11 protein-coding genes are annotated in these 16,310 nt (G+C 45.0%); 9 read left to right on the top strand and 2 right to left on the bottom strand.

Features of this window, described 5'->3' with window-relative positions:
- Nucleotides 1-7: 7 nt before the first annotated feature.
- Both OM978_RS14040 and OM978_RS14035 read left to right on the top strand, forming a co-directional pair.
- Nucleotides 8-967, top strand: a complete 960-nt coding sequence (locus OM978_RS14040) for a DUF4097 family beta strand repeat-containing protein (protein WP_264342832.1) — start codon at nucleotides 8-10, stop codon at nucleotides 965-967.
- A gap of 205 nt (nucleotides 968-1,172) precedes the next feature.
- The gene (locus OM978_RS14035; protein WP_264342830.1) at nucleotides 1,173-2,504 is read left to right on the top strand and encodes a DUF4397 domain-containing protein; all 1,332 of its coding nucleotides are present in this window, start codon (nucleotides 1,173-1,175) and stop codon (nucleotides 2,502-2,504) included.
- A gap of 290 nt (nucleotides 2,505-2,794) precedes the next feature.
- Here OM978_RS14035 and OM978_RS14030 read toward each other — a convergent pair whose 3' ends face one another.
- Nucleotides 2,795-4,258, bottom strand: a complete 1,464-nt coding sequence (locus OM978_RS14030) for an OmpP1/FadL family transporter (RefSeq protein WP_264342828.1) — start codon at nucleotides 4,256-4,258, stop codon at nucleotides 2,795-2,797.
- 274 nt (nucleotides 4,259-4,532) lie between these two features.
- Between OM978_RS14030 and OM978_RS14025 the strand changes: the two genes are divergently transcribed.
- From OM978_RS14025 to OM978_RS14000, 6 genes are all read left to right on the top strand, one after another.
- Nucleotides 4,533-5,600 (top strand): efflux RND transporter periplasmic adaptor subunit, encoded by a 1,068-nt coding sequence (locus OM978_RS14025; RefSeq protein ID WP_264342825.1) that lies wholly within the window; start codon nucleotides 4,533-4,535, stop codon nucleotides 5,598-5,600.
- 72 nt (nucleotides 5,601-5,672) lie between these two features.
- Nucleotides 5,673-8,918, top strand: coding sequence for an efflux RND transporter permease subunit (locus OM978_RS14020; protein ID WP_264342823.1), 3,246 nt, complete (start codon nucleotides 5,673-5,675; stop codon nucleotides 8,916-8,918).
- Between the two features lie 4 nt (nucleotides 8,919-8,922).
- Nucleotides 8,923-11,988, top strand: coding sequence for an efflux RND transporter permease subunit (locus tag OM978_RS14015; RefSeq protein ID WP_264342821.1), 3,066 nt, complete (start codon nucleotides 8,923-8,925; stop codon nucleotides 11,986-11,988).
- A gap of 536 nt (nucleotides 11,989-12,524) precedes the next feature.
- Complete coding sequence (locus OM978_RS14010; RefSeq protein WP_264342819.1) at nucleotides 12,525-13,088, top strand: hypothetical protein; 564 nt, start codon at nucleotides 12,525-12,527, stop codon at nucleotides 13,086-13,088.
- A 285-nt stretch (nucleotides 13,089-13,373) separates the two neighbouring features.
- Nucleotides 13,374-14,051, top strand: a complete 678-nt coding sequence (locus OM978_RS14005) for a hypothetical protein (protein WP_264342818.1) — start codon at nucleotides 13,374-13,376, stop codon at nucleotides 14,049-14,051.
- Nucleotides 14,052-14,343: 292 nt separating this feature from the next.
- Nucleotides 14,344-14,934 carry a hypothetical protein gene (locus OM978_RS14000; RefSeq protein ID WP_264342817.1) on the top strand — a complete coding sequence of 197 codons (591 nt, stop codon included), beginning with the start codon at nucleotides 14,344-14,346 and terminating at the stop codon, nucleotides 14,932-14,934.
- 117 nt (nucleotides 14,935-15,051) lie between these two features.
- Here the strand turns inward: OM978_RS14000 and OM978_RS13995 are convergent, their stop codons facing one another.
- Nucleotides 15,052-15,237 (bottom strand): DUF6435 family protein, encoded by a 186-nt coding sequence (locus OM978_RS13995; RefSeq protein ID WP_264342815.1) that lies wholly within the window; start codon nucleotides 15,235-15,237, stop codon nucleotides 15,052-15,054.
- A gap of 220 nt (nucleotides 15,238-15,457) precedes the next feature.
- On the opposite strand from OM978_RS13995, the gene OM978_RS13990 reads away from it, so the two are divergent.
- Nucleotides 15,458-16,303: a transporter substrate-binding domain-containing protein gene (locus tag OM978_RS13990; protein WP_264342813.1), complete on the top strand. Its 846-nt coding sequence runs from the start codon at nucleotides 15,458-15,460 to the stop codon at nucleotides 16,301-16,303.
- Nucleotides 16,304-16,310: the final 7 nt, after the last annotated feature.

Below are 16,310 nucleotides of genomic sequence, written 5' to 3'. Positions count from 1 at the left end.
GAGTAACATGATGAAACAACAACTGATTTTAGGTCTGGCCTTATCTGTATTCAGCCAGCCTTTATGGGCAGCTGAATCTGTAAATGAAAATTTGAAAGTGGCCAATAACGAAAAAATTTATATTGAAAGCATGCGTGGTGAAGTGGAGATAGTCGCAACTTCAGCCAGTCTTTTTAAAGTCTCCGGAACTTTAGATGAAAAAGCCGATGGCTATGCGCTTGAGTCCAAAAATGGCTTTACCAGCTTCAAAGTGAAGATGCCCAGTATGCGTAACTACGGCGATTGGGATGAGCAGGAAAAGGAAGGCTCCCGTTTAAAAATTGAAGTACCGAAAGGCGCTGAAGTTGAGTTTCAGGGCGTAAATGCCAATATCCGCGTCACAGGAGTTCAGGGCAGTAGCAAAATCAGCACTGTGAATGGTTCTGTGTATGGTGAAAAGCTGGAGAAATTTATTCAGCTGGAAACCGTCAATGGTGAAATTACCAGTGTGAACAATAACGGTCGTATCAGCCTGAATACTGTCAATGGCGAAATAGAAGACAGTGGCTCACAAGGTCGACTGAGCATTGATGCTGTCAATGGCAGCATTGAAACTAAGTCTTCGGCTTCTGAAGTTTCAGTCTCTGTGGTCAATGGTGAAGCTGATTTGGCATTAACCAATGTACAGCAGCTCAGCATGAGTTCGGTGAATGGCTCTTTAGATGCAGAACTCAAAGGCAGCACTACGCCAAGAGTTGAGGCCAGTACTGTGAGTGGTAATGCCAAACTGAAACTGGAGAAGGACATTAACGCTAAGTTTAATCTGGTGGCTAATGCTGGCGGTTCTATCAGAAATGAGTTGACCAGTCACAAAGCTGAAAAAGCTAAATATGGCCCACGCCGCAGTCTGGAATTCAGCACAGGTCAGGGTGAAGGCAGTATTCAGATGAATACTGTCAGCGGTGGGTTAAAGCTGGAGACAAACTAAACCCACAACGGCAGTAGGTCTTGTTCCTGCTGCCTATCTTTATCACACCATCTTTACATAACTTTGCAATAGCCATTTAGTGTTCAGTTATGCGCGATTTGTTAAGACTTGTTATTAACTGTTGGAGTTGGTAAAAACGCTAGGTTTTTCATGGGGCTATACATAATCTCTTGGCCAACTAACAACCAAGTTACAGGATAGCTTAATGAACATAATACAGCGTGCTAGCCGTCTCGCTTTGCCTTTGTTTTCGTTGATCGCCATAGCAGCCTGCGGTAGCAGCTCTGACGATAACGCAGAAGAAGGTTTTAACCAAGGGTACGTGCAGTTCTACAACGGTGCTGCTAATAGTGCCAACAGTTCTTTTACAGTAAATGATCAGGTTGCAGGCGCCGCTATTTTTGGCGATGCATCTAACATGTTAAGTGTTGAACCAGGCAGTTACAAATACCAGATTAAAAATGCAACCAGCGCAGCACTGATTAAAGAAGCAGATGTAACGCTGAATAAAGGCGATAAAACTCTATTGCTTATGGCAGGTGACGCAGCGAATCCAAGCATTCTGACGTTAACCCACAAGCGTGAAGAAAAGTTTGATGATGAGTTCCGAGTATTTGTGGCTAACTTATCCTCAAACTACGATAAAGTTGATATTTACACTGCTGCCGAAACCGATGATTTCAGCAAAGCTACTTTGTTAGAGTCGGTTTCTGCTAAAGAAATTACTACTACAGGTAAAATGCTGAAGCGCGGCAAATACAAACTATTTATCACTACTGCAGGCAGCAAAACCCCATTTTTTGAAGCTGCAGCCTTTAATTTCCAGTACACCACAAGCTATGTGATGGTTGTGCGTGACAAGTTAGGTCCTATGGTGAATCAGGTCTCTCTGGATATCATTGGTAACTCTACCACGGTAGACGCTTTAGAGCACCGTCTGGCTAAAGGTCAGGTACGTATCTACAACAGTCTGGATAACCAACAAGGTCAGATTGCCATTAACAACTTACCTGTCAGTGATTTAGTTGAGGATACTCTGACGGATTATATTCAGTTAGACAAAAACGATTACAGCATTGCTGTGTTAGATCAAAACAACGAGTTGTTGTTAAACAACGTGCTGTTGACCATCAACGCAGGCCAAAGTAAGTCAGTACTGTTGTTCCGCGACGCGGAGCAAAAAGTAGGTTTAGTCAGCTTTACTGAAAAAAATCTGCCACAAATTCACGAACACGAGATCAATGTGGCCAACCTGGTGCCTGATTTCAAAAACTTGCATTTCTATTTTGTTCGTCAAAACGAAACTATTGAAAGTGCTAAGTTTCATGTGAAAGCGCTGGACTTTAAGAAGTACGCCACTTTGGTATTACCAAAAGATTTCTACTCTATTTCTCTGGTGCATGTGGCTGAAAACGGCACCATCAGCCTGTTAGATAAAACAGACACGCTGCAGCTGGAAGCGGGTGAAAACTACATTTTGGCAGCAGAACCATCTACTGTTGCGCCAAGTGGTTTTAAAATCACTCTGGTTAAATAATTCACTGGTAGTGAAGTTGTAAAGTAAAAAACGGCCACAGGAAGTGGCCGTTTTTTTATGTGCGCAGTTCGCAACGCGCTCGTGGGGTATCATTATCCGCTTCAGTTTTGAATGGGCTCCCATTTTTTAGCTATAGCAATGGATGAGTGTGAGCCTGATGGTCGTGTTGACCACGATATAAAAACGATGAGTATTGATTATATCTCAGGTAAAAAAAACCACCCTCTAAAGGATGGTTTTGGGCAACCGGAGCTAGGCCTGATTAGAGCTTGCTGGTTAGAACTTCCTGGTTAGAACTTATAGTTCCATTGTACAGCCAGGATTTGTGCTTTGTTACGGTAGGTGGCCTGTACACCTGAGTTATAGATACGATCGCCATTGGCGTTGTATTCATGCTCATCGATGCTGACTTTATTCATCCACATGTAACCATAAGCAAAATCAATGCTTTGTTCTGCAGTCAGGGCCCAGTTCGCACCCCAGGTCCACCAGATGCGGTCTGCGGTTGGTACCCGTGCTGTTTTATGGTTGCCACTGATTGGATTTTCATCGTACGCCAGACCGGTTTTTAACGTCAGCTCGTCGTTGTATTGCACTGTAGTGCCAACGGAGAAAGACCAGGTATCCTGCCAGTGCTCTGGGATATAGCCAATGTAACCAGCTTTATTCAGGTTCTGCGGCATCTGAGTGCTTAATGAAATGCTTGGAGTGTCATCGTCGCTGATAATATCAATAGACTCAAAGCTGCTCCAGCCAGTCCAGTTCACGCTGGCTTGCACAGATAAAACATTGGTCAGTTGTTGATCGACACTAAAAGCCAGGTTAGCAGGTGTGGTTAAATTCAGTTTACTTTGCTCTGACAGGTAGCTGTTCGAAGCCAATTTGCCTGTCGCTAAGCTGATTGCAGGTAAGTTAGGACCCACCACAATAAAGTTTGGATTGCCTGCCACGTTTGCGCCTGTGATAGGTGTATTGGTGATTTCAGAATCACCTTTTAACGTGTATTTCACTTCTGAGTGGTAGACCAATGCCAGCTTGGTTGAACCTAAATCGCCATGAATACCGACGTTGTAACCCGCGGCTACATCATCACCATTCACTTCATAATGGCTGTCACAGTAGGCTGCGTTATAGACATTAGCGCCATATAAGCTATTGATGTTGGTGCCCAGTTCACATAAACCAGAATGGTCTTTGTATTTGGACAAGGTGCCTTCAGCGTAATTGACGTTTAAGCCGAGGCCAAAAGACCAGTCCTGGCTTAGTTTGTAAGCCACAGTTGGTTGCATAGCAACCACTTTAATTGACGTTTCATCCGCAAAATAACGGCCAACCCAATCGTTTTGATAGTCGGATGACAAACCAAAAGGAGCGTAGACACCTATACCCCAGCTTAAGTTGTCGGTGAAGTGGTCGCTGTAAAAAGCAAAAGGCACCAATTCAGACAAGGTCAGTTTGCCTGAATCACGGCCTGAAACAGGCATACCATTGGCACTTTGCGCCGATGCATCATTGTAACGGGTTGTGGCATGGATCAGGTTTACACCACCGGAAAATTGAGCGCCTTTAAGTTTTGTTAAGGCTGCAGGGTTGGAATAGACCAGAGAGGCGTCTGTGATTTGAGCACCACGACCTGCGTAGGCATTGCCAGCTGCACTGACTGATTGTTCAAATAATTTATAGCCTTCAGCGAAAGCAGACTGACTGACCAAAGCAAGGCTGATTGCTAATGGTAATGAAGCTTTTCGTAACATTGTTTTTGTACCCTGTAATAAATTTCGCGGCATTATAGGAGGGTAGGGCCTTAGAGTACATGCTCTAAGTCTGGCAAATTTTGCTACTGGTCGGATCTTGCTTTGACTAAAAAGTGGTGGAATTAGCTAAACGCCTAAAATGAACTCAAGCTGATTTTTGTATTTTTTGTTTTAAGTTGTTGTTTCAAAATGGATTTGTTTTTTATTTTCGAAATGGCACAAGGGATGCAATCCCATTGCAACTGATTCGACTTTGAATGTTTAAGGATAAATTATGAAAACCCGCTCATTGCTCGCTACTGCTGTCACTACTGCTTTATTGGCCAGCTCTTTGGTATTAACAGGTTGCGGCAGCGCTGAAGGAAGTCCGGACGCTGCGAAAGTGGAGGCTGTGATCAGCATCCCTGTCGAAGCCGCTTTAGTCAGTCGTGGTGAAATCAGTAGTTTGTATCGCACCACCAGCACACTGGAAGCTAAAGAAGATGCTGAAGTAAACAGCAAATCAACAGGTATAGTGCAACAACTGTTTGTTGAAGAAGGTGATGTAGTCAAAGCGGGCCAGGTTATGGCTATCCTGGACACCGAACGTCAGCAACTCAACTTAGCCAAAGGCAAAGCTGAATTAGGTCAGTTAAAAAGTGAGCTGGCCCGGTTAGAAGCTATGTATCAGAAAAAACTGGTGAGCTTTGACTTATACGACAAACTAAAATGGCAGGTGGAGTCTTTATCCGCTTCTGTCGCTTTGTCTGAGCTGGCATTAAAAGAAACGAAGATCATCGCGCCTATCAGCGGCGTGATTGCCCGTCGTCATGTCAAAGTAGGCCAGTTGATCACTGAGTATTCATCCAAAGCTTTGTTTGAAATTGTGTCACAAGAGCGTTTAGAAGCCGTGATCAATTTGCCAGAGCATCAGTTACCACGGGCTAAAGTAGGTCAGGTCGCGCACTTACATTTTGCTGCTCTGCCAGCAAAAGAAGCGAAAATTATCCGTATCTCTCCGGTGGTTGACGCGACCACTGGTACAGCCCGTGTCACAGTTGCTGTAGATAACAGTGACCTAACATTAAAAGCCGGTATGTTTGCTCAGGTCGAAGTGCAATACGACGCCAAAGCGGCGGCCCTGTTAGTACCAAAACGTGCTGTGATGGCGATGGATAACAGCAGTTCAGTCTTTGTTGTGAACAAAGATGGCAAAGTAGAACGTAAAACCATCACTACAGGCTATGAATCCGACACTATGTTTGAAGTAGTGGAAGGTTTAACTGAAGGCGAGCAAGTGGTTACTGCAGGCCAGGCCAGCTTAAAAGAGCAAAGCCCGGTTCAGGTTATTGCAAAGAGTTAATTCAATCTCCCTCCATGGCAGGGCGAAAGCCCTGCTGTGAATAATAAATAAAAAATAAATAAGGGATCTTCTATGAAACTAGTGGATACAGCCGTTGCACGTCCGGTCACCATGTGGATGTTCACTTTAGGCATTATGTTATTTGGTCTGGTCGCTATGGGCCGACTGGCCGTCAATTTACTTCCTGATTTGTCTTACCCAACTTTAACTATCCGTACTGAATATGCAGGCGCAGCTCCGGCCGAAGTCGAGCAATTGGTCAGCAAACCGATTGAAGAAGCTGTGGGTATTGTCAAAGGCATTCGTAAAGTGCACTCGGTATCCCGCGCTGGCCGCTCCGACGTGATTATGGAGTTTGAATGGGGCTCAGATATGGATCTGGCCGGTCTTGAAGTGCGGGAAAAAGTGGATGTGCTGTACCTGCCTTTAGATGTGAAAAAACCATTGTTACTGCGGTTTAATCCAAATTTAGATCCTGTGGTTCGTCTGGCCTTAAGCCGTGATGAGAAAAAAGATTTAACGCCAGCGCAACTGGTGAGCTTACGTACTTTTGCTGAAGAAGATTTACGTCGCCGTTTAGAATCCTTAGCTGGTGTAGCTGCAGTGCGGCCAGATGGTGGTTTAACTCAGGAAATTCAAATTCTGATCGACAATGAAAAACTCAGTCAGTTGAAGCTGGATATCAGCACCGTCAATCAGCGTTTAAAAGAGCAAAACATTAACCAGGCTGGTGGTCGTTTAGAAACCGGCAGTCATGATTATTTAGTCCGCACTATTAACCAATTTGCCAATCTGGACGAAATCCGCAATTTGTACATTGCCAAAGTGGGTGAAAGCCAGATCCGTTTGTCTGACATCGCTGAAATACGTGACTCTTTTGTCGACCGTCAAAGCATTACCTATGTGCATGGCAAAGAAGCCATTGAAATTGCCATCTACAAAGAGGGCGATGCCAATACAGTACAAGTGGCTAAAACTGTCACTGCAAAACTGGAGGACTTACAAAAGAATCTGCCAGCCGGTTATCAGTTGACCTTAGTGTACGATCAATCCACCTTTATCAAACAAGCCATAGACGAAGTGAAATCAGCCGCATTTGAAGGCGGTATTCTGGCGATGATTGTGCTGTATTTATTCCTGCGTAATGTCTGGACCACGCTGGTGATCTCGATTTCTATTCCGCTGTCAGTGATTGCGACCTTCAACCTGATGTATGCGCAGGATATCAGCTTAAATATTATGAGCTTAGGCGGTATAGCCCTGGCCATAGGTATGCTGGTGGATAACGCCATAGTGGTATTAGAGAATATCGCCCGCTATAAAGAACAGGGCATGGCACCTATGGAAGCGGCGAAAAAAGGCGCCAGTGAAGTAGCTATGGCTATTACCGCTTCAACCTTGACCACAGTGGCCGTATTCTTCCCGTTGGTGTTTGTTGAAGGTGTGGCAGGTCAGTTGTTTAAAGATCAGGCTTTGACCGTCACTTACGCTTTATTGGCATCACTGCTGGTGGCTTTAACTCTTATTCCTGCCATGGCGGCCCGTGAAGGCGGCAGTAATGTTGCTTCAGGTGCTACTTCAGATTCTGCGCCAACTCAGGCTACACGCATAAAACCAGAGCGCTGGTATTTATGGCCGCTGGTGCCTTTTCATCTGCTGTATCTGGGCGTGCGTTTTGTATTTTTAGGGTTATTTACTCTGCTGACTATCCTGTTTCGGGCTCTGTCTAAAGCTCTGAGTTTTATCTTTAACCCGCTGTTGAACGTAGTGCAGGCATTTCTGCGTGGATTGGAATCAGGTTATAGATCTGTATTAAAAACAGCCCTGAAGGCAAAAGCTTTAGTATTAATTTTTACCGTAGTGTCCACGGCGTTGATTTATACCTTGATCCCACGTTTAGGTTTTGACGTGATCCCAAGCATGAGCCAGGGCGAATTCTATGTGGAAGTTCAACTTCCTGTAGGCAGTGCGATAGAACGTACTGACAAGGTATTAAAACAACTGGCGGACGTCGCTTCACTGCAACCTGAAATTGATCGCAGTTATGCACAAGCTGGTACAGGCCAGCAAATGACTGTGGACCCAAATATCGGTGGCAGTCATTGGGGCCGCTTAAATATTATTTTAAAAGACAGTGCTACTACTGCAGATGAAGAGCGTTTAATTCAATTGTTCCGTGATGCGGTAAGCACTATGCCGGATCTGACAGCTAAAATAGACAGGCCAGAGCTGTTTAGTTTCAGCACTCCACTGGAAATAGAATTATCCGGTCATGATTTAAGCAGCTTAAAAGCAACCTCGGATCAACTGGCTAAAGCCCTGGCAGCCAATGACAGATTTACTGATATTAAAAGCTCGTTACGTTCTGGTCAGCCGGAAATCACCTTGCATTTCCACCACGACCGTTTATCTCAGCTGGGTTTAACTGCGGCTGATGTGTCCAAACGGGTGTCGAATTATATTGGCGGCGAGATTGCAGGTCAGTATTCGATTAACGATCGCAAAGTCGATATCCGCGTGCGTTTGGCAGAAAACTTCCGCAACTCAGAGCAACAACTGTCGCAAATTATCATCAACCCAAATAGTGAAAAACCACTGCCGTTGTCTGCCGTGGCTGACATTAAACGCGAAGTAGGGCCAAGCGAAATTACCCGTATTGGTCAGCAGCGTGTGGCTTTAATTAGTGCCAACCTTTCTTATGGTGACTTAGAGCAAGCCACTGCTGCAGCCAAAGCTGTATTAGCACAACTGACGCTGCCTTATGGGGTTGGTGCCACTATTGTCGGCCAAAGTGAAGAGATGGAACGTTCGTTTAATTCCTTGATTATGGCTTTGCTGTTAGCGGTGTTTCTGGTGTATCTGGTGATGGCGTCGCAGTTTGAAAACCTGCTGCAACCTTTGCTGATTTTATTTACCGTACCTTTGGCTGGTGCGGGTGCCGTACTTGGCTTGTGGCTGACTGGTACTCGTGTCTCTGTCATCGTCTTTATCGGTCTGATTATGCTGGCCGGTATAGTGGTGAACAACGCCATAGTACTGATCGACCGTATTAACCAACTGCGGGATGAGGGCATGGCTGTGTCTGATGCCATAGTCGAAGCAGGTGCAACCCGCTTACGTCCTGTATTGATGACCACCTTAACCACAGTGCTGGGCTTATTACCTATGGTGCTGGGCAGCAGTGATGGTGCAGAAATCCGTTCTCCAATGGCAATTACGGTGATTTGGGGCCTAAGCCTGTCAACGCTGCTGACTTTGGTATTTATTCCTGTGCTGTATCGTCTGACTGCGCGTGACGTGCAACCGGCTAAGGAGTAAAACTATGGATCATAAACCTTTAGCCATCACCCGTTTTGCTTTAACCCGGCCTGTCACTTTATGTATGTTGTTTTTGTCCTTGCTGGTGTTTGGTTTAATCGCCAGCCGGATGTTGCCACTGGAGAAATTCCCTGGCATCGACATACCTGAAATTTATGTGCATGTGCCATATCCAAATGCCACACCCAGTGAAACCGAACGTTTGATCACCAGACCAGTGGAAGAAGCGCTGGCGACAGTGACTGGCATTAAAAAGATGCGCAGTTTCTCCAAAGAAGATGGTGCTGATATTTCGTTGGAATTTAACTGGGAAGAAGACATCAATACCAAAAGTATTGAAGTGCGCGAGCGTTTAGATAATATGCGTCACCTGTTGCCACGTGACGTGGAGCGGGTGATGGTGTATCAGTTTAATACCAGCGATATGCCTATTTTCCAGCTGCGTATTTCCAGTGAACGCGATTTAGCTATGGCGTACGACTTACTGGAGCGTGTGATTAAACGCCCATTGGAGCGGGTGCCTGGCGTGTCTAAAGTAGAGCTTTATGGGGTGGATAAACGTCAGGTGACTATTCGCCTTGACCCACAACGTATGCGTAACTTACAGGTCGACCCGGTGCAACTAGTGCAGTTGCTACAGGCTAGTAACTTTGCAATGACAGCGGGCGAGCTGCGTAATCCAAACGAAAGCATTCTGGTTAAACCCGTTGGGGAATTTACCAGTCTGGATGAAATCCGCGCTTTGCCTATTCGTGCCGGTTTAACCCTGGGCGCAGTGGCTGATGTAGTGTTGGAGCTACCAAAACGTATTGAAGGCAGGCATTTACACCAGACTTATGCTGTGGGTATGAACGTATTTAAAGAATCCAATGCTAACCTGGTTGATGTATCCCGCGCCGCAATAGCTGTTGTGGATGCTGCGGGTAAAGATCCGGCTTTTAATGGTATTAATTTATTCCTGATGGATGATACCGCCAAAGGCGTCACAGATTCGTTGTCGAACCTGCTGGGTTCTGGTGCTATGGGTGCTTTATTATCTTTTGGTGTGCTGTATTTATTCTTACGCCATATTCCAACCACTTTAGTGGTGGTGTTGTCTGTGCCTGTCTCTATCGCCATCACCTTAGGTGCTATGTATTTCCTTGGTTACAGCCTGAATGTGTTGAGTATGATGGGTTTAATGCTGGCAGTCGGTATGCTGGTGGATAACTCTGTGGTAGTGACTGAAAGTATATTCCGCGAACGTGCTGCCGATCCTGATATGAAAAGAGCCACTGAACTTGGGGTCAATCGTGTCAGTTTGGCCGTGCTTGCCGGTACTGCAACCACAGCCATAGTGTTTTTGCCTAATATTATTGGCCAGAAAGTGGACGTGACTGTGTTTTTAGAGCACGTTGCTATTGCAATCACCATAGCTCTTGGCGTGTCGTTACTGATGGCTTTAACCTTAATTCCGCTGTTGACCACAAAAATTAAGCAAATCCATAGCAGCGATAATGCACAGCCAAGCAAGCTGGACAAATTTTATGGCCGCTGTTTACGCTGGGTGATGGCATCGCCTAAAGCGGCTACCGGCATCGCCTTTTTATTGCTATTCAGCATAGCTATTCCGATCAGCCAGGTGTCTGGCGGTGATGATGATGACGGCGACAGCAACAGAGCTTTTCTGAACTACAACGTGCAGGGCAATTACAACCTGGCCGAAGTAGAGCAGGAAGTAAACCGGATGGAAGCTTATCTGTATCAGCATAAAGAAGAGTATGAAATTGAGTCTGTGTACAGTTACTACACACCCAATCATGCGATTTCGATCATTATGTTTAACGATCCACTGGTGAAGCCTGTCTCTGAAATTAAAGAAAGCATTCGCAAAGGCTGGCCACAATTGGTGCGTTCACAACCCAGTTTTGGCTGGAGTGATAACGGTGGTGGCATGCAGGTGCATTTATCTGGCCCTTCTACTGAAATGCTGACTAAATTAGCCGCTGATATAGTGCCGGTGATTTCACAAATTAAAGGCCTGGAGGATGTGCGCTCTGAAATTGCCGATGGCCAGTTTGAAATGCAAATTCAGTTGAACAACGAAGAGTTACAACGTCAGGGCCTGGATGCCAGCGAAGTGGCGCAAGCTGTGACTCTGGCATTGCGTGGCACCAACTTGCGCACCTTCCGCTCAGACGAGCAGGGCGAAGTGCAACTTAGGGTGTTGTACGACGAAAAAGTCAGTCATTCACCTGCTGAGCTGGCGGCTATTCCGGTGCTGGTGAAAGACAATGTAGTCATTACGCTGGCTCAGGTGGCTGAACTGAAAGTAGAGCCATTGTTGTCGGAAATCCGCCGCTTTAATCGCCAGACTACGCTTGCCATTGGTATGAATATGAGCAAAGACCTGACTATGGATAAAGCCCGCGAAGAGCTGACCAAGAGATTAAATCAGCTGCAGTTGCCAGCGGGTTACGCCTGGTCTTTTGAAGGCAGCTTCCAGTATCAGGATGAAGCCCAGGGCATTATGCAAATCAATATGTTACTGGCTGTGGCGATGATTTATCTGGTCATGGCCGCTTTGTTTGAGTCCTTGATTATGCCAACAGCTGTGATTGGCTCCTTGCTGTTCTCTTTTGTTGGCGTGTTTTGGGCCTTTTTATTCACCGGCACTTCTATGGGCATTATGGGCATGATAGGTATGTTGGTGCTGATGGGCATAGTGGTGAATAACGGTATTGTATTGGTAGATCGCATTAATCAGCTGCGTAACGAGCGACCTGATGCAGAGCTGGTGCCATTGATTATCGAAGCCTGTGAAGCACGGTTACGCCCTATTCTGATGACGGTATCCACCACTGTATTAGGTCTGTTACCGCTGGCTTTTGGTGATGCCACTATAGGCGGCGACGGCCCAAGTTATGCGCCTATGGCGATCGCTATCATTGGTGGTTTGGTATTCTCAACCTTAACCAGTTTATTGCTAGTGCCATTAACCTACTGGGGCTTAATCCGCTTTAACATCCGTTGGTCCGGCTTTTTAGGCAAAGCCAGAGTGTTGGCGAATAAGGTGATTACTGCGCCTTAAGTTGCTTCGTTGCTAGTTTAAATCTGCCGCTCTTCAGTAGTTGGTGAAGGTGGCAGCGGAAAAGCCATAGTGCACGCAGACTCGCCGTAAATATGTCCCTATAGGCTCCTGTCCAGCATCCATGCTGGACAGGGTATGCTAAGCACCATGACTTTCCTCGCTTTGGCGGCTTACTCCTCTGCAGAACGCAATTCCAATCTTAGCTTTGTCTGAGTATAAGCAAATCGGATAACCGCTTAGTGCCAATAGCGGACATACGGCGTTCTGGTAAATACCTATTCATCGCTCCCTTTATTAGCCCAAACCACTGGATAAATTACCAAGTATCCAGCTTGAGTAAATTCAAGAACAACTAGTGTACTACCTGTATAAATTTTGTCGGATTCAAATTTACTGATTTCAGAAAAACCTGTTGAAATAGAGGTACATCAGAGTTAGTTTGGGATGAGTAAAAATCATGAAAGAAGGCAGAATAATGTCCGAATTGCGGGTAGGCTGCCTTTGAGAATGGATTGTAATATTTTATCGGAGTATCGATGCAATTAAGTAGCTTTACTTTTGTCATTCTGCTTATGGTGAGCGAGCTCGCTATAGGGTGCAGTATGGTTCCTAGCAGCGATGAGCCCGACTGGGGGGAATTTGCTAAGCGAGACTCCATTAGCTATTTAGTTGCCAAATCAGAAATTTATTTAGCTACCGTCACTGAGAAAAACATTAAGCATAGCCACATTGCTGATTTCGTTTTTAAAGTGGATGAAACGCTTAGGGGTAAAGAACGATCTTTACTTAAGCTCCGCGGTGCAGATATGGACTACAAAGGTGATTTCTACAAATCATCGTTTCATGAATGGGCAGGAAAGCACCATGTAGCTGAGTTTTGGTCTTTTTTAGCTGATAATGGAGCTGATTTCGGAGATTGTGTAAATCGAGGCTACTATCGCGTTGGCATGCAATATCTCATATTTCTTAATGATGATTCTCTAAGGAGATCATTTGAGCCAATCAGAAGCGCAGATGATCTCTGGCTATCAACCATCAGGCAGGCAGCATCATCTCAAAATACAATGGAAGAGTATGCAGCTGACCGTAATGAAAAATAAATGCCAGAACGCGCCAACGGGGGCAAGTCTTGCACCGTCCCCCTGAGTTTGAGTGATGTTGTAATTTGTGCAAAAAGTTTGGCTGAGTAAGAGCGAATTTTCTGCTGCCAAAAAATTATAAAGCAGCGCTACTATGGTTCACTTCTGCTGAAGATGGTTTAAAGAATGGTGATGAGCAAGCTTCAGAATGTGAAAGTTAAACGTAAACATTGATTGGGGCACAGTGCAAGACTTGACCCTAAAGACAGAATTGATCTGAAGGAAGGTAATGTGGGCGGTCGTACTATGAGTTTTATTCAAAAATCTAACCAAGTGCTGTTTTTTATTGGCGGATTATTTGTGATTGGTTTTTTTACCGTTGAAGTGTTCAATCGTTTATTTCCAACAGATTACGGCATGGCGCAAGTTAGAGTAGTGACTGCTGACGATGCTGCCGCCACTCAACAACAACCTAGCTATAGCACAGCCTATCTGGGACAAATTAAAGATGTGTATGTGTTTGAACAGACGGTCGATATGTTGATATCGGAAGCATCAAGCCAAGTCCGCTCTGAGCGGCTTATTATCGGTAACGGCTTATCCATCAGCAGTAATACGGTGAATTTACTCTTTGTCAGGCAAAATGGCGAAAAACATCAATTATTTGATATACCAACCATGATAAGCCAGATTGCGACAGCACGGTTTGAACAGGAAACGTCTCCAGTATCAAAAAATGTGTATGCGGTGGTCCGTGCAGATTCTAATCAAGACCAGATACTCAACTACATAGATCGGCAAGAGATTCTGGTGTCAGAGTACGATGGCAGTCAGCTGCGCTCGATAATGAAAGACACTGCTGGTTTTCGTATCATTGGCAACAATAAAGTGCTGATCCAGAGTGGTACAGCAGCAAAACCCGTATGGTTTCTCTATGACATCAGCACGTCACAGCTGACACCGCTTGATTCAACCTTCAGGTAATCTGGAAAAACTGCGCCTTTAACGAAAATGAGCTTAAGTCTTTCGCCTTCTCTCCAGCTTTTGAGTGACGATTGATTAGTGCAAATTCCTGAGTGTGTACAGGCTGTTTTTGCGCAGATATCGAATTAAAAACTATCGCAGATGGTTGAGGTAGCTTTTAGCGAACATGATTAAAAGGCTTGGGTTCATGGCGATATATTCTTAATGTAAATCTTAAGTATTGGTTGTGGCAAGGAGCGCACTTGACTACATTTGTGTTAGTTATCCCCTCAATTTATAAGGATATTTTGAAATGCGAAGTCACTATTTAATCTCTTTGACCTTACTCTTGTTCAGTCTTTCTAGCCTTGCCGCCGGAGCTGATACCACACCACAACCAAAGCTAGCTGACTATAAAGAAGGTGAAACATGGGTTTGGAAATACAAGGGCGTAACTACTGCAGGTGAAATACGTGCAGATGGGCAAGATAGCAAAAAAATAATCAGCCAGAATGGCGAACTCTTTATGCAAACTGCAGCTAAGGCCATTCCATTAGCCGCTATTGTTAAGCCTGTTGAGAGCAAAACGCCCCGCTATAGCTGGCCTTTGCAGGTAGGCAAGACGTGGACCTTTGAGGAGCATTGGACTAGCGACGACGGCACTAAGGGCGCAACCATTCAGGATGCTGAAGTTTTGTCTTTTAAAGAAGAAACTGTGTCAGCAGGAACCTTTATGGCCTACACCATCAGATACAAGGGCAAGATCACCAACTCCAGAGGCTACAGTGCCGACGTTGAAGATATTCATCTCTATGCGCCTGAGGTAAAAACTTTTATTAAGCTTACTCAGACGCAAAGTGATTATTTGTATGTCGAAGAACTGATTGAATATTCGAAGCAATAAAGAGCCTTTCTATCCGTCATCTGTTGTGGGCAACCATCAGCTACGCCGTGCCAAGGCTCAAGGCTCTGTATAGTTGCCGCAGATCCTTTTATCGAGAGTGGCTGCGGCAATTGCGCCCTAATCCTGCTTTGTTGTTTCAGCCTGCAATTTTTCCAGCTGTGCCCATAACTCTTCCGCTTCTGCGGTTAAATCGGCAAATAAGCGCATATCACCTTTTCGCTGGGCTAGCATGGCTTGTTCAGCTTTGGCATCGTATTTTTGGCGTAAGGCTTTTAGTGGATCTCGTTTAAAAAAACTAAACATTTTGTAGACTCTTCATTTTTTGTTAGTGATGTATTTATGTTACGTCTGGATAAGGATTTTTGTTCAATAGGTAAAGATTTAAAGTCGCGCATTCAGGGGGAACGCTGCGCAAAGCAGAGATAAATTTTATTGGTAGTTCCCATTCCTTAGCCTATCTTCCTTGTAAATCAATAAGCTGCATCTATTCTTAGTGTTGGTTTAGTCATCTTTTGGTTTCACCATGTCATTTATGATGAGTTGTCTGATCTTGTGTGCTCTGATGTTGTTTCCTGCACAGTCCAGGGCTGAAGAAGTGATCAGGATCCGGCATTATCATTTGCAGCCCCGCCATGATTTTGCCTTAAAACTATTGGAACTGGTGCTGTCAAAAAATGGCACGCCTTATCAAATTATCGCGGTGAAATCGAATGAGGTATTAACCGAGGGCAGGGTAGAGAAAATGGTGGTGGATGGCGAGCTGGATATGCTGTTTATCTCCACTTCTGCAGCACGCGAAAGCGCTATGATCCCCATTAAAGAACCCATTTACCGAGGCTTGCTCGGATTGCGGTTACTGCTGATTAAGCCAAAAAATAATGAAAAGTTTAAACAGATAAAAAATCTGCAAGCTTTGAAACCTTATGTGGCTGGTCATAACGTGCACTGGAGCGATTTTGCTGTGTTTAAAGCCAATGGCTTAAAAGTGGTTAGCACCACCAATTATGACGCCTTATTTGAAATGTTAAAGCACGAAAGGTTCGACTACTTCTCCAGAGGTGTAAACGAGGTCTGGTCTGAATTGGCACAGCATTCAGACCAACTGGTGATAGCAGACAATCTTATGTTGTTTTACCCGCACCCAGTGTATTTTTTTGTCGGTAAACACAGGCCTGAATTAGCTGCTTTAGTGGAAAAAGGCCTGAAGATAGCCACGCAGGATGGCTCCTATAAAGCCTTGTTCCAGAGTTATTATGCTGACACTATTAAGAAAGCTAATTTAAACAGCAGAACCATGATTTATCTGAATAATCCAGCTGTGCCCGCAGGCACAGCTCCGATAGATACCAGTTGGTGGTTAACTCCCTGAGTTGTTT

Source organism: Rheinheimera sp. MM224, assembly GCF_947090785.1.
Classification (GTDB): domain Bacteria; phylum Pseudomonadota; class Gammaproteobacteria; order Enterobacterales; family Alteromonadaceae; genus Pararheinheimera.
This window is presented reverse-complemented; position numbering and strand designations above follow the sequence as displayed.